The following is a 24,039-nucleotide window of genomic DNA, read 5'->3' on the forward strand; positions in this document are numbered from 1 at the left end:
CACGATCTCGCATTAGTATCACCTTATTTGATCAATATGGCGACGTATTAAAACAACCCAACATTGAAATCCATTTAGATTTAATTCCCACACCAGAGATGGAACGATTGACTTACGATGATGACGAGATGGGTTATTTAACTCAAACAATTGTCACGACTAACGATCAAGGCGAGGCTAACACTTTTTACAATTCAGGCCACTTACCCTTGGAATTAATCTTGTCAGCCCAAGCGCCTGAGTATCCCGACATCTTTGATGACACCCTCGACATTATTTTAACCCAAGCGCCACGTCCTTATTTAAAACTTACCAAAAGTGTGGTTGTCACGCGAGCCAGTGAAGTTCAGAACGACGATGACGAAGAAACTACCACCTGGGGTGTTTTAGCTGGTGCCGTGGGTTGCTTAATGTCTTTTATGCCGTGGTATATGTATGCTTTAGCCGTTATCTTATTCATCGCTTTATTCTGGCAAAAGGATTGGGGAAAGAAGATGAAGCGGTGGTGGAGGCGACAATAAAATTAATTTTAAAATTTAAAAATAAATAACAAAAAAATATGATTCAAGAAATCAAAAAAATCAACGCCTTATCTACGGCCAAAATTTACGCTCTAATTTTGGGGGTAATTTATTTAGTAGGTATTTTAGTTTTAATCATCCTAGCAGTGATTGGTTCTGGTTTCAGTTGGGTTAGCCAGGCTGGAGTTACCGTTTGGTCGATTTTAAGTACAATCATTTTAGCGATTGTCATTGGCTTGGTAAGTGGCTTTATTCTAGGTGGCGTGAGTGCTTGGATTTATAATCTGGTTGCGCCTTGGATTGGTGGAGTAAAAATTGAATTAGATAAACCTCAAGAACCACAAGACAAGATTAAAACTAAAACAGAAACTAAAATTAAAACTAGGAAAAAATAAATTTTTATTTTTAAAACAGGCTTAATTCTAAAAAATCAAAGTCTGTTTTTAATTAGATTTAAGGCTTGTAATTAAGTTAAAAAATTGCTATAATTTAAAGATAATTGAGAATATTTTAATATGACTAAAACAAACAAAGAAGCGACAATGTCAAACCAATCAACCGAAAATAAAATCAGTAAAAAATCAGATTATCGTGCCAAAGATATTACTGTATTGGAGGGCTTAGATCCAGTTAGAAAACGTCCGGCGATGTATATTGGTTCGACTGGTATTGAAGGTTTACATCATTTAATTTGGGAAGCTGTTGACAATTCCATTGATGAAGCCATGGCGGGCTATTGTGATTCTATTGAAGTAGCAATTTTACCCGAGAATGCAATTCGTGTTAGTGATAATGGTCGAGGTATTCCAGTTGATATTCATTCACAAACCAAAAAATCAGCCTTAGAATTAGTCATGACCAAACTACATGCTGGCGGTAAGTTTGACAATAACGCCTATAAAGTTTCGGGCGGTTTACATGGTGTAGGTATATCTTGTGTCAATGCTTTATCAACTTGGTTGCGGGCCGAAGTTCGTCGAGATGGTAAAATTTATGTTCAGGAATATAAAATTGGCAAACCGCAAGCCAAAGTTAAAAGTATTGGCAAAACTTCAGAAAATGGCACAACGGTTATTTTTAAACCAGATGAAACTATTTTTAAAACGACAGAATTTAATTTTAAAACTATTTTAACTCACTTACGACAGCAAGCTTATTTAACCAAGGGCGTTAAAATAAAAATCAGAGATGAACGCAATCAAAACGAAATTAAAGAATATAATTTTTATTTTGAAGGTGGGTTAATTTCCTATATTAAACATTTAAATCATAATAATAAAAAAGAGCAACAAAACATTTTTTACGTTGAAAAAGAGTCAGAGGGGATTAAAGTTGAAGTAGCTTTACAATATACTGACGAATACAAAGAAAGTGTTTTTACTTTCGCTAATAATATTTTCACGGTTGAGGGCGGTACTCATTTGTCTGGTTTTAAAGCAGCCTTAACGCGGAGCATTAATGCTATTGCCAGAGAAAAAGCGATTTTGAAAGATAAAGAAGATAATTTAAGCGGTGATGATATTCGTGAAGGATTAACAGCAGTTATTAGTGTTAAAGTTCCGGATCCACAATTTGAAGGTCAAACTAAAAGTAAATTAGGCAACCCCGAGGGTCGAACAGCTGTTGAAACTGTTTTTGCTGAAGCTTTTAATGATTTTTTAAGAGAAAATCCAGCCGACGCTAATAATATTATAAAAAAATGTTTATTGGCTTCGCGAGCGCGTCAGGCAGCCAAGAGCGCACGTGAAACTGTTTTACGTAAAGGCGTTTTAGATGGTATGACTTTACCTGGTAAATTAGCCGATTGCTCTAATCAAGAACCAGAAAAATGTGAGTTATTTATAGTCGAGGGTGATTCAGCTGGCGGTTCAGCCAAACAGGGTCGCGATCGTGAATTTCAAGCCATTCTACCACTAAGGGGTAAAATTTTAAATGTCGAAAGAACACGTTTAGATAAAATTTTAGCTAACGAAGAAATCAAATCTTTGATTATTGCCATGGGGACTAGTATTGGCGAGGAATTTGAAGTAGAAAGATTACGTTATCACAAAGTTATTATTATGACCGATGCGGATGTTGACGGATCACATATTCAAACGCTTTTATTAACTCTTTTCTACCGTTATTTTCAAAATTTAATTATTCAGGGAAATCTGTATATTGCTCAACCACCATTATATAAGGTTAAAAGTGGTAAAGAATCAAAATATATTTATTCAGATGAAGAATTAACTAGTTTTAAAAATAAGTTAGCTAAAACAAAAACACCAATAGAGATTAAAAATCTAAAACAGGACGCAGAGACCGGATTTAGTAAAAAAGAAATTAATGATGAAGAAATAGAAGATAAGGTCGATTTAGAAGCAAAATTAGATATTCAGCGCTATAAAGGTTTGGGCGAAATGAATCCTGATCAGTTATGGGAAACTACTATGAACCCAGACCATCGTGTCTTGAAACAAGTTAAAATTGAAGACGCGGAAGAGGCCGACCATATTTTCGAAACTTTAATGGGTAAGGAAGTTCAGCCTCGAAAAATTTTTATTCAAACTCACGCTAAACGAGTCAAAAATTTAGACATTTAAAAGTTTTAAAATAATTTATTTAAAAATTTGTATATTTAAATTTTTGCATGTCTTGGGGTTATCCACTTGTATTATTTTTAATTTTGATTTATATTAATAATATAGATTAGCCCGAAAAGGGCTTTTTAAAAACCAAATTTATGTCTAACAAATTATTTAATTATTTTAAGGAATCTAAACACGAACTTAAAAAAGTAACTTGGCCCGGCAAAGAAAAAACCGCTAAGGATGCTGTAATGATCGTGGTAGTTATTTTTGTTGCTGCCGCTTTTTTAGGTCTGTTAGATTTTGGTTTAACTAAACTATTGGAAATATTATTAAAATAAAATTTATATGCCTAAACAAACATCACAGGAAGGTAAACGATGGTATGCTATTCATACTTATTCGGGCTATGAAGAAAATGTCGCACAAAACTTAAAACAGCGTATCAAATCCATGGACATGGAAGATAAGGTGTTAGATATTATAGTGCCCAAAGAAAAAAAAATTAAAATTAAAAATGGTAAAAGAACAATTATTGAAGAAAAGATTTTTCCAGGTTATGTTTTGGTTGAAATGGTAGTGACCGATGATTCATGGTATGTAGTTAGAAACACTCCCAATGTCACCGGTTTTATTGGTGCGGGGACGGTTCCAACGCCAGTTTCTGATGAAGAAATTGCTGAACTACAAAAGCGAATGGGCGTTCAAGAGCCAGAATATAAAATTGATATTAAAAAAGGAACGCCAGTTAGAATCGTCGATGGTCCATTTAAAGATTCCGAAGGCAAAATTTCAGAAATTAATAAAGAAAAGGGGACAGTCAAAATTTTAATTAATATGTTTGGCAGAGAAACGCCAGTTGAACTAGATTATTTACAAATTAAAAAACTTTAATTAATTCACAGATGAATTATTAAAATTTAATGATATTAAAATATATGGCAAAAAAGATAAAGACAATTATAAAATTACAAATTTCAGGTGGACAAGCTAATCCAGCTCCTCCCGTTGGTCCAGCTTTGGGTCAACATGGTTTAAATATTCAAGATTTTTGTACACAATTCAACGATAAAACACGTGACAAAATGGGTGATGTGGTTCCAGTTGAAATTACGGTTTATGAAGATAGAAGTTTTGATTTTATTTGCAAAACTCCACCAGCGGCTGAATTATTAAAAAAGGCAGCTGGAGTTCAGAAGGGTTCCAGCAAGCCCTTACAAGAAAAAATAGCTAAAGTTAGTAAAAGTCAATTAAGACAAATTGCTGAAACTAAATTACCAGATTTAAACACCAATAACGTTGACCAAGCAATGAAAATTATTGAGGGCACGGCTCGACAAATGGGTTTAGAAGTTAAAGATTAAAATTAATAAATAAATTTTTAATATGGAAATCGATACAAATAAAATTTATGCCTTAGAAGAAGCAGTGGATGTAATTAAAAAAAATCCAGTAGCTAAATTTGATGAAACAATTGAGTTGCATTTACGTTTAGGTATTAATGTTAAAAAAACTGAACAACAGGTTCGCGGAAACGTAGTCTTGCCTCATGGCACTAGTAAAAAATTAACCATTGCGGCTATTGTTAACCCTGCCAAACAAGCTGAAGCTAAAAAGGCTGGCGCTAATATAGTGGGCGGTCCAGAATTGATTGAAGAGATAAAAAAAACCAAAAAATGTGATTTTGATGTTTTAGTTACTGAACCAGCTTTAATGAAAGACATGGCACAAGTTGCTCGAGTTTTGGGTCCACGTGGTTTAATGCCAGCCCCCAAAAATGGCACAGTTAGTGATGATGTCGTTGGTATGATTGAAGAATTAAAAAAAGGTAAAATTAATTTTAAAAATGATGATTCAGGTATAATTCATCAGGCAGTTGGTAAAATGTCATGGGATAAAGAAAAATTAATTGAAAATACCCAGAAATTTATTGAAGCTGTTATTAAAGCTAAGCCGGCTGGTGTTAAGGGTAATTATATTAAAAAAATTACCATGTGTTCAACTATGGGCAAAAGTTTAAAAGTAGAGATGTAGATAGAGTTGATTATATTTTATTTAATAGAAGGCGACACGTCGACGTGTCGCTTTCTTATTTGTGTGATTAAAAATTTGCTCTTGACATTTTATTTTAAATGTGCTAAAATTAATATAAGAACAAAACAAGCACATTTTATAAAAGGAGTAAAAATGGAAGATTTAATTTCCATATTTTTTCTTTTGGGTATAGCAATTCTGACATTAAAGTGGTTGTCTAAGCAAGACTGCCCTTTGGGTCAGGTGGCAAAACAAGTCTTGGATGAATTTAGGGGACTACCAAAATTCATTTTCGACGTCATTATTGAAGACCTTCAAAGAAGAAACAAAAAACCATAAGCGAGTTGTTGAAGAGCAACTCGTTTTTTTGCTTTTTTAATGTTTTTTTGCTAAAATAAAAGAATCTAATATTTAAATTTTAAAAATATGCAACAAGCAAGAAAAGACTGTCCTTCTTGGGACGAATATTTTATAAACATTGCCAAAGAAGTCTCTAAGCGGTCAAAAGATCCATCCTCGCAAGTAGGTTGTGTGATTGTAGATGGAAAAAATAAGCCCATTTCTTTTGGCTATAATGGTATGTTGGCTGATTGTGATGAAAGTTATATGACATGGGAACGTCCGATGAAATATCATCTAGTTTTACACGCGGAAATTAATGCTATTCTTTTTGCCAAGAGGGATTTAAAAGGTTGCAAACTTTATTCGGCTGTTGCGCCTTGTGAAAATTGTTTAAAATATATTTTACAAACTGGCATTCGAACTATAATTTATGAAAATGTGATGGTTAAAAGTGGTACACTGGGTAATGGAGTTCAAGATGATGCCAAGGAAGCAGTCACGCGATTAGTTAAATCAATTCAAGATTTAGATTTTAGAAATATTAATGGTCAAACATATTTAGATGAATTGTGGGGAGGAGAAGTTCCCGATTTTAAACAAAAATAATTAAATAAAAATAATATGATAATTGGTATCACTGGCACCTTGGGTGCTGGCAAAGGCACAATTGTTGAATATTTATTAAAAAAAGGTTTTAAGCACTATTCGGTGCGAGCTTATTTAACTGAAGAAATAAAAAAACGTGGTTTAGAAATTAATCGCGACAGTATGGTACAAGTCGCTAATGACTTGCGAGAAAAAAATTCACCTAGTTATTTAGCTGAACAACTTTTTAAACAAGCTCAAACCTTAAATCAACCGGCGATTATTGAAAGTTTGCGTACAGTTGGTGAGGTTGAAAGTTTAAAAAATAAAGGTGAATTTTATTTATTAGCTGTTGACGCTGATCCAGAAATTAGATACAGAAGAGTTTTTCAGCGTCAAAGTTCAACTGACAATATTAGTTTTGAAAAATTTTTAGAAGACGAAGAACGAGAGATGAAGTCAGACGATCCTAATAAACAAAATTTACAAGCATGCATAAAATTGGCTGATTTTAAATTAGAAAATAATGATGATTTTGAAAATTTATATCAACAAATTGATCAGATTCTAAACAAGATTTCATCAAATTAATATGCAAAATTATAATCAACGTCAAATTTATTTATTAAAAGATTTAACCCCAGAAGTTAAAGCAGTAACTTTTGCTAAATGCAGTCGTTCGCCAAAATCTTTTAAAGAAATTGCCACCGAATTAACCGAAGAAAAATCGGCCGAGTTTCATGAAAAGTGGGTGGTAGGCTATGGTCATTCTTCAGTGGCCGAGCACGCAGTTTTGTCGATTGCTTTTGAAAATGTGTCAATTTTAGCGTCAAAGTTTATTGAAGATAATCGTTTGGCTTCGTATACTGAAAAATCAACCCGTTATCAAGATTTTAGCGCTCATCCAGAATTATTAGGTCAAAAAAATATTTTAACTCCTTATCGTTATTATTGCCCACCGGAAATTATTAATTCCGAATTTAAAGATGAATATATTCAAGTTCTAGATAATTTATTTAAAACCTATGAAAATCTATTAGCGCCCATGACGGAATTTATTAAAAATAAATATCCGCGTGAAGACGGAATCATCGAGGGTGTATATAATTCTATTGCCAAAGCAAGAGTTTTTGACAATATACGTTATCTTTTGCCGGTCGCCACTTTAACTAATTTAGGTATGACGGTTAATGCGCGTAATTTAGAACATGCTATTTGTAAAATGAAGTCACAAACTTTGACAGAAATTAAAGACATCGGCGAAGAACTTAAACAAGCGGCTCAATTAGAGGTTCCAACTTTGATTAAATATGCCGATCAAAATGATTATTTACAAAAAACGCAAGATCAACTTTTAAAAATTAGTCAGTCAAATTTAAAACCACAAGATATTGATCAACAACCAGTAGCGTTGGTTAATTATGACCCACAAGCCGAAATTAAATTGGCCATTGCGTTATTATATAAAAATGCTAATTTATCCTATCGGCAGATTGAACAGCAAGTTAAAAATATGTCAGATCAAGACAAACAATTAATTATTGATCAAGCTTTAAATCAAATAACAGAACATGACTGGCCAATTCGTGAATTGGAACATATTGCTTATACTTTTGATATTTTAATTGACTATGGAGCGTTTCGAGATATTCAGCGTCATCGGATGTGTACCCAGACTAATCAAATTTTAACTGCTGATTATGGTTATGATATTCCAGAAGAAATCCAAGAGGCGAATTTACAAGATCAATATATATCTGCTATGGAAAAGGCTCAAGATTTAAATTTAAAATTACAAGAAAAATATAGATTAGAAGCACAATATATTTTACCATTAGCTTTTAGAAAAAGAACTTTGTATACTTGGAATTTAAGGGAGTTACATTGGTTTATAAAATTGCGGAGTGGGGGAGCTGGTCATGCGTCTTATCGTAAAATTGCTCAATTGTGTTTTAAAGAAATTGAAAAGGTTCATCCTTTTTTAGCTAAATATATTCGCGTCAATTTAGAGGGAATTGGCGCTCATACTTAATTAAATTTTTTATGTCAGGTAAATTTATAGTTTTTGAAGGTGGTGAGGGTGGTGGCAAGACCACTCAAATTAGACTTTTAAAATATTATTTAGAAAAGAAAGGATATCAAATTATTTTAACACGTGAACCTGGTGGAGTAAATTGTCCATTAGCAGAAGCTATTCGTCATATTTTGGTTGATCCAGAGTATAAATCAATTGATAATAAAACTGAACTTTTTCTGTTTTTAGCAGCTCGAGCTCAGCATGTTAAAGAAATTATTCAACCAGCCATAGAAAGCGGAAAAATAGTTTTGTGTGATCGTTTTGATGGTTCAACTTTTGCGTATCAGCATTTTGCGCGTGGCTTGAATTTAGATAAAATAAAAGAGTGGAACGATTGGGCAAAGAATTATTTAGAACCTGACTTAGTAATTTTATTAGATGTTGATCCGATTATTGGCATTAAAAGGCGTGGTAAAGATTTAAATAGAATTGATACTGAAACAATGGATTTCCATCAAAAAGTAAGAGAGGGGTATTTAGAATTATCAAAAAAACTTAATAATTGGCAAATTGTTGATGCTAATCAAGAGGTTGAAAATATTAGTCAAGATATTATTAAAATCGTTGATAATTTATTAATAAAAAAATAAATAAAATTATGACATTAAGGCCCATTATTGGTTTAGAAACACATGTGCAATTAAAAACCGAGTCAAAAATGTTTTGCTCGTGTTTAAATGTTGTAGATGAAGATAATCCAAATATTAATATTTGTCCCGTGTGCACTGGTCAACCAGGCGTTTTGCCAGTAGTGAATCAGCAAGCGATTGATTGGGGAATTAAAATTGCCTTAGCTTTAAATTGTAAAATTAATTTATGGAATAAATTTGACCGTAAAAATTATTTTTATCCAGATTTACCCAAGGGTTATCAAATTAGTCAATATGATGTGCCTTTGGCCGAAGATGGTTTTTTGGAAATTAATATTGACGGTCAATTAAAAAAAATCCACATTGAAAGAGTCCACTTAGAAGAAGATTCAGCTCGTTTAATTCATCCACTTGCTGGCGAAGAAAGTTTATTAGATTTTAATCGTGCCGGTATGCCGTTAGTTGAAATAGTCACTAGGCCCGACATTCGTACACCACAAGAAGCTAAAATTTTTATGCAAGAGCTAAGATTAATTATGCGCTATTTAGATGTGTCAGATGCTGATATGGAAAAGGGTCAACTGCGATGCGACGTGAACGTTTCTTTAATTGATACAGATAAATTAATCGAAATAGATAAACATGATCAAAAACAGACTTGGGTGACACAAATAGAGAATAAAATAATTTTAAACCAAGATTTAAACGCTAAACTAGAAATTAAAAATTTAAATTCTTTTAAATCAATTGAAAAGGCTTTAGAATATGAAATTAAGCGCCAAACGGAATTATGGCAAAAAAATAAAATTCCACAACAACAGGAAACGCGCGGTTGGGATGAAAATTTAAATGTGACAGTTAAACAACGTCGCAAGGAAAATTTATCAGATTATCGTTATTTCCCAGAGCCAGATTTACCCCCCTTAGAAATTAAAAAGAAAAACGTTGAACATTTTGAAAATAATTTACCTGAGTTGCCTCTCGCCAAAAGGAAACGTTTTATCCAGGAATATAATTTAAATTTAGAAGACGTTGAAATTTTAGTTAATCATGAAGAATTGGCTCATTATATTGAAAAAGTTTTTTCGGAATTAAAAGCTTGGTTAATTGCTACGGAAGAGCTAAAGAGTGAGCAAAATGAAATTAAGCCAGAATTAAAAGATAAATTAGCACGTTTAGTCTCGGGTTGGTCTATTGTTCGTTTAAAAAAGATTTTAGATGATCGAGGAGTTGAAATTAAAAACTGTCAGATTACACCAGAAAATATGGCCGAATTGATTACCTTAATTTACAGAAATAAAATTAATAGTACGAGTGCGCAATCGATTTTAGAAGAAATGTTTGAAAACGGATCGGACCCATCACACATTATGAAAGATAAAAAACTTGGACAAATTAGCAAAACAGAGGACTTACTAGATATAGTTGATGTTGTAATAAAAAATAACCCGCAACAAACAGAAGAATATCGCCAAGGCAAGGAACCTTTGATTAAATTTTTTATTGGTCAAGTAATGAAAGAGACACAAGGCAAGGCTAATCCAAAAGTGGTAGAGGATCTTTTGAAGGAAAGATTGAAAATTTAAATAAAATTTTATAAATTAAACTCTCAATATTTGTCAGTTTTTTTATTTTTTAAATTACAAAATTACAAAATAACTTAAAAATCCGAAGATTGATATCACCAGTTTTTGCTTGACAAGATTTTTACTATATGCTATATATAATATGTTATAATTATTTGACATAAAATTAGCTATGTTATATAATAAAACAATATGTTATAATAATTTTAAGATTTATTTTTTAAAAATTATCAATTATTAATTTAAAAATATGACTCAAAAGAAAATATCCAGCTCAACAGCCTCAACTAATGGCAAATTAATGCTTTTTGCCAACATTCAAAAGGCCTTAAATAGTGGTTTAGCTGACCAAGAAAAGGACATTTTAGTCCGACATTTTGGTTTAGAAAAAGACGAAAACTTATCTCAAGAAAATAAGGTTTTAACTTTAGATAAAATCGGTAAGTCTTATGGTTTGACTCGAGAACGTATTCGTCAAATAGAGAAGCGCGCTGTGGATAAAATTAAGAAAACCGATTTATATCACAAATCAATTTTGCCAATTGCCGACATGGTAGTTAAGGTTTTAGAAAAATATCATGGCGTTTTATTAGAAAATGATTTATTGGTAGAAGTTTTACAAAAAGAGGATACTCCTGAAAATCGTCGCAGTTTAATTTTTGTTTTAACTAAAATGTTCGATGATCGAATAATCGATATTAAGCCAACTGGTAATTTTTTAAAGAGTTGGCGTTTAAAAAGTTTACAAATTAAATATTTAGAAGAAATTACCAAGGGCATTATTAATTTATTTAAAGATAAAGACAGGGTTTTGAAAATTGATGCTGTATGGGATAATTTTCGTGAAACCGATATTTATAAAAAAAATCGTCAGAATTTATCTCAAGATGCTATTTTGTCTTATATGCGAGTAAGTAAATATTTAGATCGAACTGTTTTTGGTGAATGGGGTTTAGTCTCTTGGGGAATGGTAAATTTAAAACGTGTCAGTAATAAAGTTTATGTGGTTTTGCAAGAAACTAATAAGCCATTACATTTTAGAGAATTAACTGCTTTAATTAATGACCGTGGTTTAGATAATAAACGCGTACACGCGCCCACGGTGCACAATGAATTAATTGCTGATAGTCGTTTTATGCTATTGGGTCGGGGTGTTTATGCATTAACTGAATGGGGCTATTTATCTGGCACTACGGCAGAAGTAATTGAAAAAATATTATCAGAAAGTGGTGGCCCAGTTCATAAAGAAGAATTAATTAAAGAAGTTTTGAAACATAAAGCAATAAAAAAACAAACTGTTTTAAGTGTTTTAATGAATAATGATCGTTTTCAAAAGCATGACAAAGATCATTATGTTATTAAAAAAAATAAATAGAGAGTATTCGCAGTTTGTTTTAGTTTAATAAAAATAAAGACACAAAAATAATTTTAATATGACCATTGATTTAACTTTTATTGGTGATTTATTGGCAATGTCGCTCCCAGAGTTAGCCTGGTTATTCTTTGTATATGGGGGTTGGTTGGTTATATTAACTTTTATAGTTGGATTTATTTGGATACATCATTTAATTAAAGTTAGACGAGAATACGAATCCAGTATTAAATATGTTTTATTGGCTATCGACGTGCCTAAATTAAACGAACAAGGCCCAAAAGCAGTTGAGCAGATTTTTGCTCATTTAGCTGGCGTGGAAGACGAGGGGTCTTGGAAAGATCGCTATTTACGTGGTTATCATCAACCACGTTTTAGTTTAGAAATTATTAGTTTAGAAGGTTATATTCAATTTTTAATTCGCACACCCGAAGATTATCGTGATTTAGTGGAAGCGGCCATTTATGCTCAATATTCAGATGCAGAAATTACTGAGGTGGAGGATTATATCCAATATTTGCCTGATGATTTTGATTCCAATAATTCTAATTATGATCTTTGGGGAACTGAATTTATTTTATATAACGAAGATGCTTACCCGATCAGAACTTATCCAGAATTTGAAGATAAAACCAGTGAAGATCAATTTAAAGATTCAATGGCCGCCTTGCTTGAGTCTTTAGGTAAGGTTGGTCGAGGCGAACAATTATGGGTTCAATGGGTCGTCAGCACAACCGATGGCAAAGATTGGCAAGATCGTGGTCGTAGATCGATTAATAAGCTAATTGGTGCTAAGCCAAAAGCTAAAAATGCTTGGTACATGTGGCCATTAAGTTTAATTGGTGATGTCGGTCGAACGGCGGTAGAAATTCCATATGCTGGTTTAACTTTTGAAACTTTTGGACAGTTTGAAAATAGTCCTCAAAAAAAAGAAGATTCGCCCAATAAATTACAATATCTAACTCCGGGAGAAAAACATGTACTAGAAGCTATGCAACACAAATTATCAAAGATTCCTTTCAAGGTTAAATTTAGGGTTGTTTATTTAGCTGAAAAAGATATTTTTTCCAAAGCGCGAGTGATTGGTTCCTTGGTTGGAGCTATCAAACAATTTAACACTTTAGATATGAACGGTTTTAAGCCAGATAGTAAGAAAAAAACTTCAGCTAAAGGTTTTCGAAAAGAAAAAAAATTAGAGAAGAAGAAAAAAAATATTTTAAAATATTATAAAAAACGCAAAGCCTGGATGGATACCGAAAAGGGCTATGTTTTAAATATTGAAGAATTAGCGACTTTGTTTCATTTTCCAATGAAGGGTGTTAAGGCGCCATTATTAAAAACAACTGAAATGCGTCGAGCTGAAGCACCATTTAGTTTACCAACTCAGGCTGAAGTCGATTTGCCAGAATTGCAGGGAGTAATTAAAGAAGAAGCTATGCCAGCGTTTTTACCAATTTCAGAGTCATCAACAGCGGTGAAAGATAAACCTACTTCTGATCAGCCGACAGACGAAAAGGAAAAATCTGACGTGCCACCGGCAAATTTACCAATTTAAATTTTTTATGGAAACGGACAATCAAACAATTAAATTAAACGAAACGTCACAACACGAAGAAACTTCCAACCAAGTTTTAAAAGATGAAGTGACTTATTTTGCTGAAACCAATTTCCGTAATCAACGGGTAAAATTTGGAATTAAGAAAGATGATCGCCGTCGACATATGTATGTAATTGGTAAAACTGGTATGGGTAAAACAGTTTTATTGGAAAATATGACCATAGCTGATATCCGAAATGGTCATGGAGTTGGCGTAGTCGATCCACACGGCGAATATGCTGAAAAAATGTTGGAATTTGTACCGTCTAGTCGAATTAATGATGTTATTTATTTTAATCCTCAAGATATTGATTTTCCAATTTCTTTTAATGTGATGGAACAGGTTCCTTTAGAACATAGACATTTGGTCGCTTCAGGTTTGGTGGGAGTTTTCCAAAAAATTTGGGCCGATTCGTGGGGTCCGCGCTTGGAATATGTTTTACGTAATGCTATTTTAGCTTTATTAGAATATCCAGGCTCAACTTTATTGGGAATTATGCGGATGTTGACCGACAAAGCTTTTCGTAAAAAAGTTATTGCTAATTTAAGTGATCCGGTGGTGCGATCTTTTTGGGTAGACGAATATTCGCGCTATCCAGATCGTTTTCAAACGGAAGCAGTTGCTCCAATTCAAAACAAAGTAGGTCAATTTTTATCAAGTCCGCTAATTCGTAATATTGTTGGTCAGACCAAATCAAAAATTGATATTCGTGAGTTGATGGATCAGCGGAAAATTTTAATTATGAATTTATCTAAGGGAGCTATTGGTGAGGATGCGAGTCATTTATTGGGTGCAATGATGATTACCAAAATTCAATTAGCTGCTATGAGCCGGGTTGATATGCCCGAAGATCAAAGAAATGATTTTTATCTTTATGTTGATGAATTTCAAAATTTTGCTACCGAGTCTTTTGCTAATATTTTATCTGAAGCGCGTAAATATCATTTATGTTTAACTTTAGCTCATCAGTATATTACTCAAATGGAAGAAATTGTCCGCGATGCGGTTTTTGGCAACGTAGGCACTTTGATTACTTTTAGAGTTGGTGCAGCCGATGCTGAATTTTTAGAAAAAGAATTTGAACCGGTTTTCACAGCCAATGATTTAGTTAATTTGCCTAAATATAATACGTATTTAAAATTAATGATTAATGGTGTAGCCAGCGATGCCTTTAGTTCTACAACATTACCACCGCTTCTTAAAGAAGAAAAAAGTCAAGTTGATAAAATTATTCGGGTATCGCGTGAGAGATATTCAACTGATCGCGCCGTAATCGAAGATAAAATTAGTCGTTGGAGTGAAGTTATTCCTGATGAAAAAGATAACAAATTTCAATCGGATAATCAAAATACAAACTCCAATTTTAAACGTCAAAATTTTAAAGATAGGCCAGCTGAATCATCAGCTAAAGTTGTTAATGCTTTAAAATATCAAAATACCAACCCTGTTCAACAACATCAAAATACTAATTTTACTCCTTATCAACATGAAGCTAAGTGTTGGGCGTGTGGCAAAAAAACACACGTATCTTTTGAACCGGATGGTAAACGGCCAATTTTTTGTAAAGATTGTTTAAAAAAATATAAACAAGGTATTATTAGCGAAAAGGATTTTTTAACTCAGCCACAGCAGGAAGTTAAAGAAGCTAGTCGGCCTATTTCTTTAAAAGAATTAAGTCAAAAACAACCGGTCAACTTTAATGGTCAGCCAGCAGAAGTTGGGGGAAATAAAAATCAGAATGAAAATATTGTTAAAAATCAACCTGAGTTGCAACCCGCAGAAGTTGAAGCTAAAACAGAAGTTAAACCAATTATTAATCAATCCTCGCCGGTTGCGCAACCTCAGGTTGATCAGAGTTGTCAATCTCGACCGCGTCGGCAAGTTTTAAAACCGGGTGAAGTGGTTAATTTAGATTAAGTATCTATGTCCTTAAAAGTGTGTTTAGCTATGTCAGGAGGGGTTGATTCGGCGGTCGCCGGATTATTATTAAAACAAGCAGGCTTTCAAATAACGGGAGTCTTTTTTAAATTATGGCATGTCAGATCACAAGAGGCGTATTTTAAAAAAACAGAAAAGAACGCCCGACAGATTTGTCGACAATTAAAAATTGATTTTCAGGTTTGGGATATGCACGCAGAATTTAAAAAACAGGTAGTGGATTATTTTATTCAAACCTATGATAAAAATTTAACACCTAATCCATGTGTGGTGTGTAATCAAAAAATTAAATTTGGTCAATTTATTAAATTGGCAAAAAAACAAGGTTTTGATTATATTGCGACTGGTCATTACGCTAAAGTTAAATATCAAAATAATCAAGTTCAATTATTGAAAGCAAAAGATAAAGACAAAGATCAATCTTATTTTTTATATAAATTAAGTCAATCTCAATTAAAACACATTTTATTTCCAGTTGGGGATTACACTAAAATAGAAATAAAAAAAATAGCTCAAAAAAATAATTTAATTTTTAAAAATACAGTTGATAGTCAGGAAGTGTGTTTTATTAATACTAAATTAGATAAATTTTTAAAATCTAAAATTGAATTTAGGCCAGGGAAAATTATTGATATTAATTCAAACCAAGTTTTAGGCCAACACAATGGTATTCAATTTTATACTATTGGTCAGAGAAAAAATATCGGTTTAGCTGGTGGACCATGGTATGTAGTTAAAAATATTAAAAATGATTTATTGGTGACAAATTTTAAAAATGACCCAGTCTTATTTTCTCAAAAGGTTAAAATTAAAAATATCAATTGGATAAGTGGTACTAGTCCAAAGTTGCCAATCAAAATTAAAGTTAAAATCAGATATCGTCATCAACCGGCTGAGGCAATTTTAAAATATATTTCTAAAACAAAAAGCTATCAACTTGAATTTAATAAACCACAACGCGCAGTTACGCCCGGTCAGTCAGCGGTTTTTTATCAAGGGCAACAAGTTTTGGGTGGGGGAGAGATAAAAGCTTGACAAAAAAAACGATAGATGTAAAATGCATATAATTCGTAGAAATCAAAACAGCTCTTTAAAAAGGAGGATGTATGTCGGAATCACAAGTAAAAGCAATAATGGAAGAATTAAAAATGTCCTTACTGGAGGTTTATGAAAAACTAGCAAGTGTGGCTCGAGAAGTCGAGAATAGGCCTAGTGAAAACAAATCTAATCCTGCTCTAAACTCTAAATATCCACGTTTGGGTTCGACTTATAGTCTAGCCGAAATTATGGCATGGATAGAAAAAGTATTGCCAATGTTTCTGGCGGTGAGAGATGAAAATCAAGCGTTAAAGGAGGAGATGGAAGCCATCAAAAAAATTGTTGGCATATAGAGATACGGGGCGCAATGCGCCCCTTTTTATTTTATCTTGAAAAAAAATAGACATTAAGCTATAATCAATATATATGAATATGACAGCTGAAAAATTACGTGAAAAGTATTTAGAATTTTTTAAGCAGAAGGGACACAGTATTATTCCTTCAGCTTCTTTAATTCCTGAAAACGATCCAACAGTTTTATTTACTACTGCTGGGATGCATCCGTTGGTGCCGTATTTAATGGGTGAAAAACATCCCCAAGGTACCCGTTTAGCCAGTTGCCAAAAATGTATTCGGACTGGCGACATTGATGAAGTTGGTGATGCTTGGCATTTAACTTTTTTTGAAATGTTGGGCAATTGGAGTTTAGATGACTATTGGAAAAAGGAAGCCATTGAAATGAGTTGGGAATTTTTAACCCAAGAACTAAAATTAGACAAAAATAGATTAGCCGTATCGGTTTTTGCTGGTGATGAAGATGCACCCTTTGATAGCGAGTCGTTTGAAATTTGGAAAAACTTAGGTATACCTGAAAAACGCATTGCTAGATTACCCAAAAAAAATAATTGGTGGGGGCCAGCTGGTCAGACCGGCCCATGTGGTCCAGACACAGAAATGTTTTATTGGACTGGTGAAGGTCAGATACCAGATAGTTTTAATGACGATAATGACAATTGGGTAGAAATTTGGAATGATGTTTTTATGGAATATAATAAGACGCTAGATGGAAAATATCTTAAAGCTGAAAAACGTAATATTGATACCGGCATGGGATTAGAAAGAACAGTGGCAGTGTTGAATAATTATGACGATGCTTATCATTGTCCGCATATTTGGCCAATTGTTGAAGAAGTAGAAAAATTAAGTAATAAAAAATATAATCAAGATATAGTGATTCAAAAATCAATGCGAATTATTGTTGATCATTTACGCTCAGCTACGTTTATTTTAGGCGACCAAAAGGGGGTTGAGCCATCCAATGTTGATCAGGGCTATGTTTTACGTAGATTGGTTCGACGAGCAATTCGTTATGGTCATCAAATAGGAATTCAAGGTATTTTTTGTTTTAAGGTAGCTGAAAGAGTAATAAAATTAATGTCTGAAATTTATCCTGAATTAAAAAAGAATCAAGATTTTATAATTGAACAATTAGTTAGAGAAGAAGAAAAATTTAATCAAACTCTAGAAAAGGGCATAAAAGAGTTTGAAAAAATGGCTCAGCAAAAAAAAATATCCGGTCATGAAGCCTTTATTCTATTTTCTACTTATGGTTTTCCTTTTGAAATGACACAAGAATTAGCCAACGAGCAAGGATTTAATATAGATTCAAAAGACTTTAATGAAGAGTTTAAACACCATCAAAATCTTTCTCGCCAGGGTGCAGAAAAACGTTTTAAGGGTGGCTTGGCTGATCATTCAGAAATAGCCACTCAATATCACACAACGACGCATTTATTGCATCAAGCTTTAAGACAAGTATTGGGTGAGCATGTTGAACAAAAGGGGAGTAATATCACAGCTGAACGTTTACGTTTTGATTTTTCACATGGAGATAAAATGACACCTGAACAAATTCAACAAGTTGAAAATATAGTTAATGAACAAATAAAAAAAGGTTTGCCAGTTAAGTGCGAAGAAATGACAGTTGCGGAAGCTAAACAACAAGGTGCGATTGGTTTGTTTGAACAAAAATATGGCGATAAAGTTAAGGTTTATTCGGTGGGAGAATTTAGTCAAGAAATTTGCGGTGGTCCGCATATTAAAAATACCAACGAATTGGGTGAGTTTAAAATAATTAAAGAAGAGTCTTCATCTGCCGGGATTAGGCGGATTAAGGCAATTCTAAAATAATTAATTAAATTTTAAAATTATGAACATCCACTATTACACTCGTAAATTTGACTTAGACCAAGAGACTAAAAATTATATCGAGGAAAAGTTAAAATTAGTCAAAAAACATTTTGAACAAGTCATTGACGTGCATGTCGATTTAAGCACTAATGATGCTCACAAAAAAGATGAAATTTATCGAGTGGAAATTAATGTACACGTGCCCAAACAAATTTTAAGAGCCGTTGAAAGAGCTAGTAATAAATGGACAGCGATTGATGAAGTGATTAATAAATTATTACGTGAAGTTAGAAAATATAAGACTAAAATAGATAATCGCAATCGCCATCGCCGTTATTTGCGTAAAATTGGAGAATTTTTCGGTAGATAAAACACGGTTAATTTTGTAACGTTGATTTTTAATTAAAACGTCTTACTTGATTACAGATCCTGAAATAAATTCAGGATGACAATACAAAAACTCAGGATGACATCGGGGGCTCAGAATGACACAATTCTGTCATACTGAATTTATTTTAGCGTTTATTAGCACCTCCTAAAATGTCATGCTGAACTTGTTTCAGCATCTGTTAGCGCAAGAAGTGTCATGCTGAACTCTAGTCCGCCAAATCGGAGGATGTTTCAGCATTTGTGATCTGGATAAAATTTGTTATTTAAAATAAGCGTCATGAGCGTTTAAAGATCCCTGAATCAAGCTCAGGGCAAGGCTCTAAGGCAAGTTCAGGATGACACTAATTGTTTGTATAAATTTAGATATATATTTTTAGATAGAATTTTTATGTCATTGTTAAAAAAAATTTTTAGTGATCCAAATCAAAAAATTGTAGATAAAATAAAACCTTTGGTTGATCAAATTAATCAACTCGAATCTCAATTCGAGGCTTTTTCGAATGATGAACTTAGAAATCAAACTCAAAAATTCAAACAACAAATTAAAGATGGTCAGGCACTAGACGATCTTTTGCCGGAGGCTTTTGCTTGCGTTAGAGAGGCTGCCAAACGAAATTTAAAACAACGGCATTATGATGCGCAATTGATTGGTGGAATTGTTTTACATCGCGGACAGATTGCTGAAATGAAAACTGGTGAGGGTAAAACTTTAGCTGCGACTTTGCCTTTGTATTTAAACGCTTTGACCGGCAAGGGTTGTCATTTGGTGACAGTTAATGATTATTTAGCCAAACGTGATGCGGTGTGGATGGGTAAGGTTTATCATGCCCTAGGTTTAAACACCGCCTGTATTGTGCATGAAGCAGCTTTTGTTTATGATCCAAATTATCAAAAACCGCCAGACGATTTAGATGATAAAAAAGAAACAGCTATCCAGAGCTTTAAAGTTGAAGATGAATTTTTACGACCAGTCACTCGCCAAGAAGCTTACCAAGCTGATATTGTATATGGCACAAACAATGAATTTGGTTTTGATTATTTAAGGGATAATATGGTTCAAGGTTTATCAGAGATGGTTCAAAGAGATTTAAATTATGTAATCGTGGATGAAATTGATTCAATTTTAATTGATGAAGCGCGCACACCATTAATTATTTCTGGCGCAATCGAAGAATCAACTGATAGATATTATAAATTTGCTTCATTAATTAAAAACTTAATTCCTGATGTAGATTACAATGTAGATGAAAAAATGAAGTCAGTGACTTTTACTGATGATGGTCAATCAAAAATAGTTAATTTTTTGGGTGATGATCCGTGGTTACAAAATGACATCTTAACTGTTCATCAGCTAGAGTCAGCCTTAAAAGCCAAAGCTTTATTTAACAAAGAAAAAGAATATATTGTTAAAGATGGTGAGGTAATGATTGTGGATGAATTTACGGGACGTTTGATGCCGGGTCGACGTTATTCGCAAGGTTTACATCAAGCCATTGAAGCTAAAGAGGGTGTGGAGATTAAACGCGAAAGCGTAACTTTGGCGACAATTACTTTTCAGAATTTTTTTCGTATGTACACTAAATTAGCTGGCATGACGGGGACGGCGGTGACGAGTGCGGAAGAATTTGACAAAGTTTACAATTTAGAAGTGGTGGTTATTCCAACTAATCAAGTTGTTCAACGCCAGGATTTAACTGACAAGATTTATAAAAATGAATCTGGTAAATTTCAAGCGATTGTTAAAGAAATTAAAGAACGCAGTCAAAAAGGTCAACCAATTTTAGTCGGTACAGTTTCAATTGAAAAAAATGAAATTTTAGGGGAACTTTTAGCGCGCGAAGGTATTCAACACAACATTTTAAACGCCAAAAATCATCAACGTGAAGGTGAAATTATTGCTCAGGCTGGTCAGCCGGGAGCGGTGACAATTGCAACCAACATGGCTGGTCGGGGAGTGGATATTATTTTAGGTGGCAATCCGCCTGATGAAAAATTACAACAAAAGGTTTTAGAAGCTGGTGGCTTATTTGTTTTAGGCACTGAAAGACACGAGGCTCGGCGAATTGATAATCAATTACGTGGTCGAGCTGGTCGCCAGGGCGATCCCGGTTCTTCACAATTTTTTGTTTCAATGGATGATGATTTAATGCGAATTTTTGGTTCGGGACGGATGAAATCAGTTATGAATAGTTTGGGTGTACCAGATGATATGCCGGTAGAAAATAGGTTAATTGCCAAATCAATTGAAAAAGCTCAACAACGAGTTGAGGGTTCAAATTTTGATATTCGTAAACATTTATTAGAATATGATGACGTTGTTAATAAGCATCGCGAAACTATTTATCGTAAACGGCGGGAAATTTTACGATCTCAAGATGTAGATTCAAATTATAGTCGCCAAGAAATTATTAAAATGATTCAACAGGAAATAGATCAAATTATAAATTTACATCTAGTAAATGATCACAAGAGTCAACACCAGCTAGATGAAATTTATAAAGTTATAGCCACAATTTTTCCATTAAAAAATGCAGAACAGATTAATTTGACTCAAATCATTAATCAGATTGCAGACAAGGTTGATTCAATTCAAAAAATAAAAATTTATTTATATCAACTTGCCGAAAAAGCCTATGAACGTTTAGAGCAGAAAGTTAATGATTCTAAATTAATGCGACGGTTGGAGGCGGGCATTTTATTGCGTTCGATTGATACTTTATGGATTGAACACTTGGAAGCTATTGATTATTTAAAAACCGGTATTGGTTTGCGTGGTTATGGTCAGCGTGAGCCGTTGGTAGAGTTTAAAAAAGAATCTTTTAAATTATTTAATCATTTGTTGGATAGTATTCAAAATCAAGTCGTCTATAGTATTTATAAAATTGGTTTAGCGGATGAAATTGCGCCGGGTGTTTTAGATCAAGCTAGTCAGTCAATACAGTTAGAGGCACCAGATAAGCAAGGTAATAATCAATTTCAAAGTACTACTCAGACTTCAGGTCGATCACAAAATATTAAAAAAGATATCAAACATAAATATGGTCGTAAAATTGGGCGCAACGATGAATGTCCTTGCGGGTCTGGTAAAAAATATAAAAAGTGTTGCATGCAAAAAGATGAAGCAGAAGGGTATATTGTTTAACTAGGTGGTAGGTATTAGAAATTAGGTTGTAGGTGGTAGGGGGTAGGTTGTAGGGATTAGGGATTAGGTGGTAGGGACTGGGTTGTCATTCCCGCGTAGGCGGGAATCCAGGGTTGGTCGCTTTTAACTTTTCTCTAAAAAAGTCTTCTAAATCCAACAAAACTTATTTTAAAAATGAATATTTTCGTATTAACACTGGATTCCCACTTTCGTGAGGATGACACAAAGTCCTGGATCCCCACATTCCCTTCTCTTTGACTGACTTAATCAAAAAGATATAAGATTACACCATGAAAAAGATTTTAACCATATTATTTTTAATAATTTTAATTCTAACTTTACCTAACTTAACTAGGGCTGAGATTGTAATTCAACCAGAATTGCAATTTTTTAATTTAGCTGGTCAAAAAATTAAATCAACTATTTTACAGCAACTAGATTTTAAAGCCGGTTTAGATATAGCCACTTTAGATTTGGGCAACGATGGAATTGATGAATTAATAGTCACTCAGGGTTTAAGCGGTCAGCCAGAGGTTAGAATTTACCGTCAGGATGGATCTTTGATTAATTCATGGTTGGCGTATGCCGAACACTTAAAATGCGGTGTTAACGTGGCGACGGCTGATTTAGACAAAGACGGTTTGAAAGAAATCATCACTGCTCCAGGCATCGGCGGGGGACCGCACGTTAGGGTTTTTGATGGTTTTGGACAGCCTAAAGTTAACGCTGGTTTTTTTGTTACAGATCAGGATTATAAATGGGGAGTAGAATTGGCGGGTGGTGATATAGATGGCGATGGACGTGATGAAATTATAACTGGTTTTAAACAAGATAATAATTTTGTTATTAAAATTTTTAATGCTTGGGCGCAAGAAGTAGAACAATTTATAGCTTTCAAAAATATTACAGACCTAGGTTTTAATATAGGCACGGTTGATTTAGGTGGTGATGGGCGAGATGAGATTTTAATTGGTGCTGGTATAAATCAAGATCCAGCGGTTAAAATTTTTCAAGCTGATGGCAAATTAATTAATTCTTGGTTAGCATATCCGCGAGGTTTTAGAGGGGGTGTTAAGGTTAGGGGAGCGGATTTGGACAGAGATGGGCGAGAGGAAATTATCACTAGCGCTGGTTTTGGAGGCACACCGCATATCAGAATTTTAGATGGTTATGGCCAACCTAAAATTAATGCTGGTTTTTGGGGTGCTGATCAAAGCTTAAAAACCGGAGTTAAAATTTTACCAGTTCAAACAAAAGCCGGTTTAGAATTATTATCATTGCCAAATCAAACAATTATTCAGACAGACGAGATTATTAATAAATTAATTCAAGTTGATATTTCAGATCAAGAATTAACATATTTTCAAACAGGTTTGCAGATTGAGCAACAACCAGTTTCGAGTGGCAAAATTAGTATGCCAACACCTTTGGGTGATTTTTCGATTTTAAATAAAGATTTAGAAAAATATTCTCAAGCTTACAATTTATACATGCCACATTGGATGCAAATTACTTGGTCGGGCGTGGGATTGCATGGTTTGCCATTTTGGAAATATTCTTGGGGGATTGTACACGAAGGGGTAAATCACCTTGGTCAGCGCGTATCGCATGGTTGTGTGCGCTTACCATTAGATGCAGCTGGGCGATTGTATGAATGGGCGAATCCAGGGGATAAGGTGAGGGTGGTGGAATAAATAATTATTTTTATCGAAGGTGATACGTCGCCTTCACTTGAATTATAATTGAAGCGTTGATTTACGGGATTGCCACGTCGTCGAATTACCTCCTCCTCGCAATGACACCATAGAGACGGGATTGCCGCGTCGTCGTCTGCCGAATCGGCGGACTCCTCCTCGCAATGACACATATCTAAAGTGTCATGTTGAACTCTAGTCCGCCAAATCGGAGGATGTTTCAGCATCTGTGATCAAGTTGAACGTTTCATTTAAATAAACGGAGTGAGCGCCAACAGATCCTGAAATAAATTCAGGATGACAATATAAAATTCAGGATGACAAAAATAATCACAATGACACCTCGGGGACGGGATTACGTTTCTGTTAGTC

22 protein-coding genes are annotated in these 24,039 nt (G+C 33.7%); all 22 read left to right on the forward strand.

Features of this window, described 5'->3' with window-relative positions; translation table 11 throughout:
• On the forward strand, window positions 1-521 hold a 521-nt coding region (locus PHS07_01440; GenBank protein ID MDD4606989.1), incomplete at its 5' end, for a hypothetical protein.
• A 38-nt stretch (window positions 522-559) separates the two neighbouring features.
• The gene (locus tag PHS07_01445) at window positions 560-916 is read left to right on the forward strand and encodes a hypothetical protein (GenBank protein MDD4606990.1); all 357 of its coding nucleotides are present in this window, start codon (window positions 560-562) and stop codon (window positions 914-916) included.
• Between the two features lie 147 nt (window positions 917-1,063).
• Window positions 1,064-3,106 carry a DNA topoisomerase (ATP-hydrolyzing) subunit B gene (gene gyrB / locus PHS07_01450; protein MDD4606991.1) on the forward strand — a complete coding sequence of 681 codons (2,043 nt, stop codon included), beginning with the start codon at window positions 1,064-1,066 and terminating at the stop codon, window positions 3,104-3,106.
• A 140-nt stretch (window positions 3,107-3,246) separates the two neighbouring features.
• Window positions 3,247-3,432 carry a preprotein translocase subunit SecE gene (gene secE, locus PHS07_01455; protein MDD4606992.1) on the forward strand — a complete coding sequence of 62 codons (186 nt, stop codon included), beginning with the start codon at window positions 3,247-3,249 and terminating at the stop codon, window positions 3,430-3,432.
• A 7-nt stretch (window positions 3,433-3,439) separates the two neighbouring features.
• Window positions 3,440-3,985 carry a transcription termination/antitermination protein NusG gene (gene nusG, locus PHS07_01460; protein ID MDD4606993.1) on the forward strand — a complete coding sequence of 182 codons (546 nt, stop codon included), beginning with the start codon at window positions 3,440-3,442 and terminating at the stop codon, window positions 3,983-3,985.
• Window positions 3,986-4,029: 44 nt separating this feature from the next.
• The gene (rplK, locus tag PHS07_01465; protein MDD4606994.1) at window positions 4,030-4,455 is read left to right on the forward strand and encodes a 50S ribosomal protein L11; all 426 of its coding nucleotides are present in this window, start codon (window positions 4,030-4,032) and stop codon (window positions 4,453-4,455) included.
• 22 nt (window positions 4,456-4,477) lie between these two features.
• Window positions 4,478-5,125 carry a 50S ribosomal protein L1 gene (rplA, locus tag PHS07_01470; protein ID MDD4606995.1) on the forward strand — a complete coding sequence of 216 codons (648 nt, stop codon included), beginning with the start codon at window positions 4,478-4,480 and terminating at the stop codon, window positions 5,123-5,125.
• Window positions 5,126-5,278: 153 nt separating this feature from the next.
• On the forward strand, window positions 5,279-5,464 hold the full coding sequence (locus PHS07_01475) for a hypothetical protein (protein ID MDD4606996.1): 186 nt from the start codon (window positions 5,279-5,281) through the stop codon (window positions 5,462-5,464).
• 87 nt (window positions 5,465-5,551) lie between these two features.
• Window positions 5,552-6,073: a deaminase gene (locus PHS07_01480; GenBank protein ID MDD4606997.1), complete on the forward strand. Its 522-nt coding sequence runs from the start codon at window positions 5,552-5,554 to the stop codon at window positions 6,071-6,073.
• 15 nt (window positions 6,074-6,088) lie between these two features.
• Window positions 6,089-6,643, forward strand: a complete 555-nt coding sequence (locus PHS07_01485) for an AAA family ATPase (protein ID MDD4606998.1) — start codon at window positions 6,089-6,091, stop codon at window positions 6,641-6,643.
• Between the two features lies 1 nt (window position 6,644).
• Window positions 6,645-8,084, forward strand: a complete 1,440-nt coding sequence (locus PHS07_01490; protein MDD4606999.1) for an FAD-dependent thymidylate synthase — start codon at window positions 6,645-6,647, stop codon at window positions 8,082-8,084.
• Between the two features lie 11 nt (window positions 8,085-8,095).
• On the forward strand, window positions 8,096-8,719 hold the full coding sequence (gene tmk, locus PHS07_01495; GenBank protein ID MDD4607000.1) for a dTMP kinase: 624 nt from the start codon (window positions 8,096-8,098) through the stop codon (window positions 8,717-8,719).
• Between the two features lie 8 nt (window positions 8,720-8,727).
• The gene (gene gatB, locus PHS07_01500) at window positions 8,728-10,305 is read left to right on the forward strand and encodes an Asp-tRNA(Asn)/Glu-tRNA(Gln) amidotransferase subunit GatB (GenBank protein ID MDD4607001.1); all 1,578 of its coding nucleotides are present in this window, start codon (window positions 8,728-8,730) and stop codon (window positions 10,303-10,305) included.
• Between the two features lie 250 nt (window positions 10,306-10,555).
• Window positions 10,556-11,680, forward strand: a complete 1,125-nt coding sequence (locus tag PHS07_01505) for a sigma factor-like helix-turn-helix DNA-binding protein (GenBank protein ID MDD4607002.1) — start codon at window positions 10,556-10,558, stop codon at window positions 11,678-11,680.
• Between the two features lie 58 nt (window positions 11,681-11,738).
• The gene (locus PHS07_01510; GenBank protein MDD4607003.1) at window positions 11,739-13,232 is read left to right on the forward strand and encodes a hypothetical protein; all 1,494 of its coding nucleotides are present in this window, start codon (window positions 11,739-11,741) and stop codon (window positions 13,230-13,232) included.
• Between the two features lie 7 nt (window positions 13,233-13,239).
• Complete coding sequence (locus tag PHS07_01515; GenBank protein ID MDD4607004.1) at window positions 13,240-15,192, forward strand: type IV secretion system DNA-binding domain-containing protein; 1,953 nt, start codon at window positions 13,240-13,242, stop codon at window positions 15,190-15,192.
• 6 nt (window positions 15,193-15,198) lie between these two features.
• The gene (gene mnmA, locus PHS07_01520; GenBank protein ID MDD4607005.1) at window positions 15,199-16,248 is read left to right on the forward strand and encodes a tRNA 2-thiouridine(34) synthase MnmA; all 1,050 of its coding nucleotides are present in this window, start codon (window positions 15,199-15,201) and stop codon (window positions 16,246-16,248) included.
• 71 nt (window positions 16,249-16,319) lie between these two features.
• Complete coding sequence (locus PHS07_01525; protein MDD4607006.1) at window positions 16,320-16,604, forward strand: hypothetical protein; 285 nt, start codon at window positions 16,320-16,322, stop codon at window positions 16,602-16,604.
• A 79-nt stretch (window positions 16,605-16,683) separates the two neighbouring features.
• Window positions 16,684-18,441 (forward strand): alanine--tRNA ligase, encoded by a 1,758-nt coding sequence (locus tag PHS07_01530; protein MDD4607007.1) that lies wholly within the window; start codon window positions 16,684-16,686, stop codon window positions 18,439-18,441.
• A 19-nt stretch (window positions 18,442-18,460) separates the two neighbouring features.
• A complete protein-coding gene (gene raiA, locus PHS07_01535; GenBank protein ID MDD4607008.1) occupies window positions 18,461-18,811 on the forward strand; it encodes a ribosome-associated translation inhibitor RaiA in 351 nt (116 codons plus the stop codon).
• A gap of 408 nt (window positions 18,812-19,219) precedes the next feature.
• Window positions 19,220-21,973, forward strand: coding sequence for a preprotein translocase subunit SecA (secA, locus tag PHS07_01540; GenBank protein MDD4607009.1), 2,754 nt, complete (start codon window positions 19,220-19,222; stop codon window positions 21,971-21,973).
• A gap of 290 nt (window positions 21,974-22,263) precedes the next feature.
• Entirely contained in the window at window positions 22,264-23,667 is a 1,404-nt protein-coding gene (locus PHS07_01545) for a L,D-transpeptidase family protein (protein MDD4607010.1), read from the forward strand.
• The last annotated feature ends 372 nt before the right edge of the window (window positions 23,668-24,039 follow it).

This window comes from Patescibacteria group bacterium, from assembly GCA_028707495.1.
Lineage (GTDB): Bacteria > Patescibacteriota > Patescibacteriia > UBA2591 > JAQWAS01 > JAQWAS01.

What these genes read in the sequence shown, in the direction of transcription:
- tmk (MDD4607000.1), top strand. Translation starts at nt 8,096, where the DNA reads ATGTCAGGTAAATTTATAGTTTTTGAAGGTGGTGAGGGTGGTGGCAAG.
- PHS07_01485 (MDD4606998.1), top strand. Translation starts at nt 6,089, where the DNA reads ATGATAATTGGTATCACTGGCACCTTGGGTGCTGGCAAAGGCACAATT.
- secE (MDD4606992.1), top strand. Translation starts at nt 3,247, where the DNA reads ATGTCTAACAAATTATTTAATTATTTTAAGGAATCTAAACACGAACTT.
- PHS07_01545 (MDD4607010.1), top strand. Translation starts at nt 22,264, where the DNA reads ATGAAAAAGATTTTAACCATATTATTTTTAATAATTTTAATTCTAACT.
- secA (MDD4607009.1), top strand. Translation starts at nt 19,220, where the DNA reads ATGTCATTGTTAAAAAAAATTTTTAGTGATCCAAATCAAAAAATTGTA.
- PHS07_01445 (MDD4606990.1), top strand. Translation starts at nt 560, where the DNA reads ATGATTCAAGAAATCAAAAAAATCAACGCCTTATCTACGGCCAAAATT.
- PHS07_01480 (MDD4606997.1), top strand. Translation starts at nt 5,552, where the DNA reads ATGCAACAAGCAAGAAAAGACTGTCCTTCTTGGGACGAATATTTTATA.
- rplK (MDD4606994.1), top strand. Translation starts at nt 4,030, where the DNA reads ATGGCAAAAAAGATAAAGACAATTATAAAATTACAAATTTCAGGTGGA.
- nusG (MDD4606993.1), top strand. Translation starts at nt 3,440, where the DNA reads ATGCCTAAACAAACATCACAGGAAGGTAAACGATGGTATGCTATTCAT.
- gatB (MDD4607001.1), top strand. Translation starts at nt 8,728, where the DNA reads ATGACATTAAGGCCCATTATTGGTTTAGAAACACATGTGCAATTAAAA.
- PHS07_01515 (MDD4607004.1), top strand. Translation starts at nt 13,240, where the DNA reads ATGGAAACGGACAATCAAACAATTAAATTAAACGAAACGTCACAACAC.
- PHS07_01530 (MDD4607007.1), top strand. Translation starts at nt 16,684, where the DNA reads ATGACAGCTGAAAAATTACGTGAAAAGTATTTAGAATTTTTTAAGCAG.
- gyrB (MDD4606991.1), top strand. Translation starts at nt 1,064, where the DNA reads ATGTCAAACCAATCAACCGAAAATAAAATCAGTAAAAAATCAGATTAT.
- raiA (MDD4607008.1), top strand. Translation starts at nt 18,461, where the DNA reads ATGAACATCCACTATTACACTCGTAAATTTGACTTAGACCAAGAGACT.
- PHS07_01490 (MDD4606999.1), top strand. Translation starts at nt 6,645, where the DNA reads ATGCAAAATTATAATCAACGTCAAATTTATTTATTAAAAGATTTAACC.
- PHS07_01505 (MDD4607002.1), top strand. Translation starts at nt 10,556, where the DNA reads ATGACTCAAAAGAAAATATCCAGCTCAACAGCCTCAACTAATGGCAAA.
- PHS07_01525 (MDD4607006.1), top strand. Translation starts at nt 16,320, where the DNA reads ATGTCGGAATCACAAGTAAAAGCAATAATGGAAGAATTAAAAATGTCC.
- PHS07_01475 (MDD4606996.1), top strand. Translation starts at nt 5,279, where the DNA reads ATGGAAGATTTAATTTCCATATTTTTTCTTTTGGGTATAGCAATTCTG.
- PHS07_01510 (MDD4607003.1), top strand. Translation starts at nt 11,739, where the DNA reads ATGACCATTGATTTAACTTTTATTGGTGATTTATTGGCAATGTCGCTC.
- rplA (MDD4606995.1), top strand. Translation starts at nt 4,478, where the DNA reads ATGGAAATCGATACAAATAAAATTTATGCCTTAGAAGAAGCAGTGGAT.
- mnmA (MDD4607005.1), top strand. Translation starts at nt 15,199, where the DNA reads ATGTCCTTAAAAGTGTGTTTAGCTATGTCAGGAGGGGTTGATTCGGCG.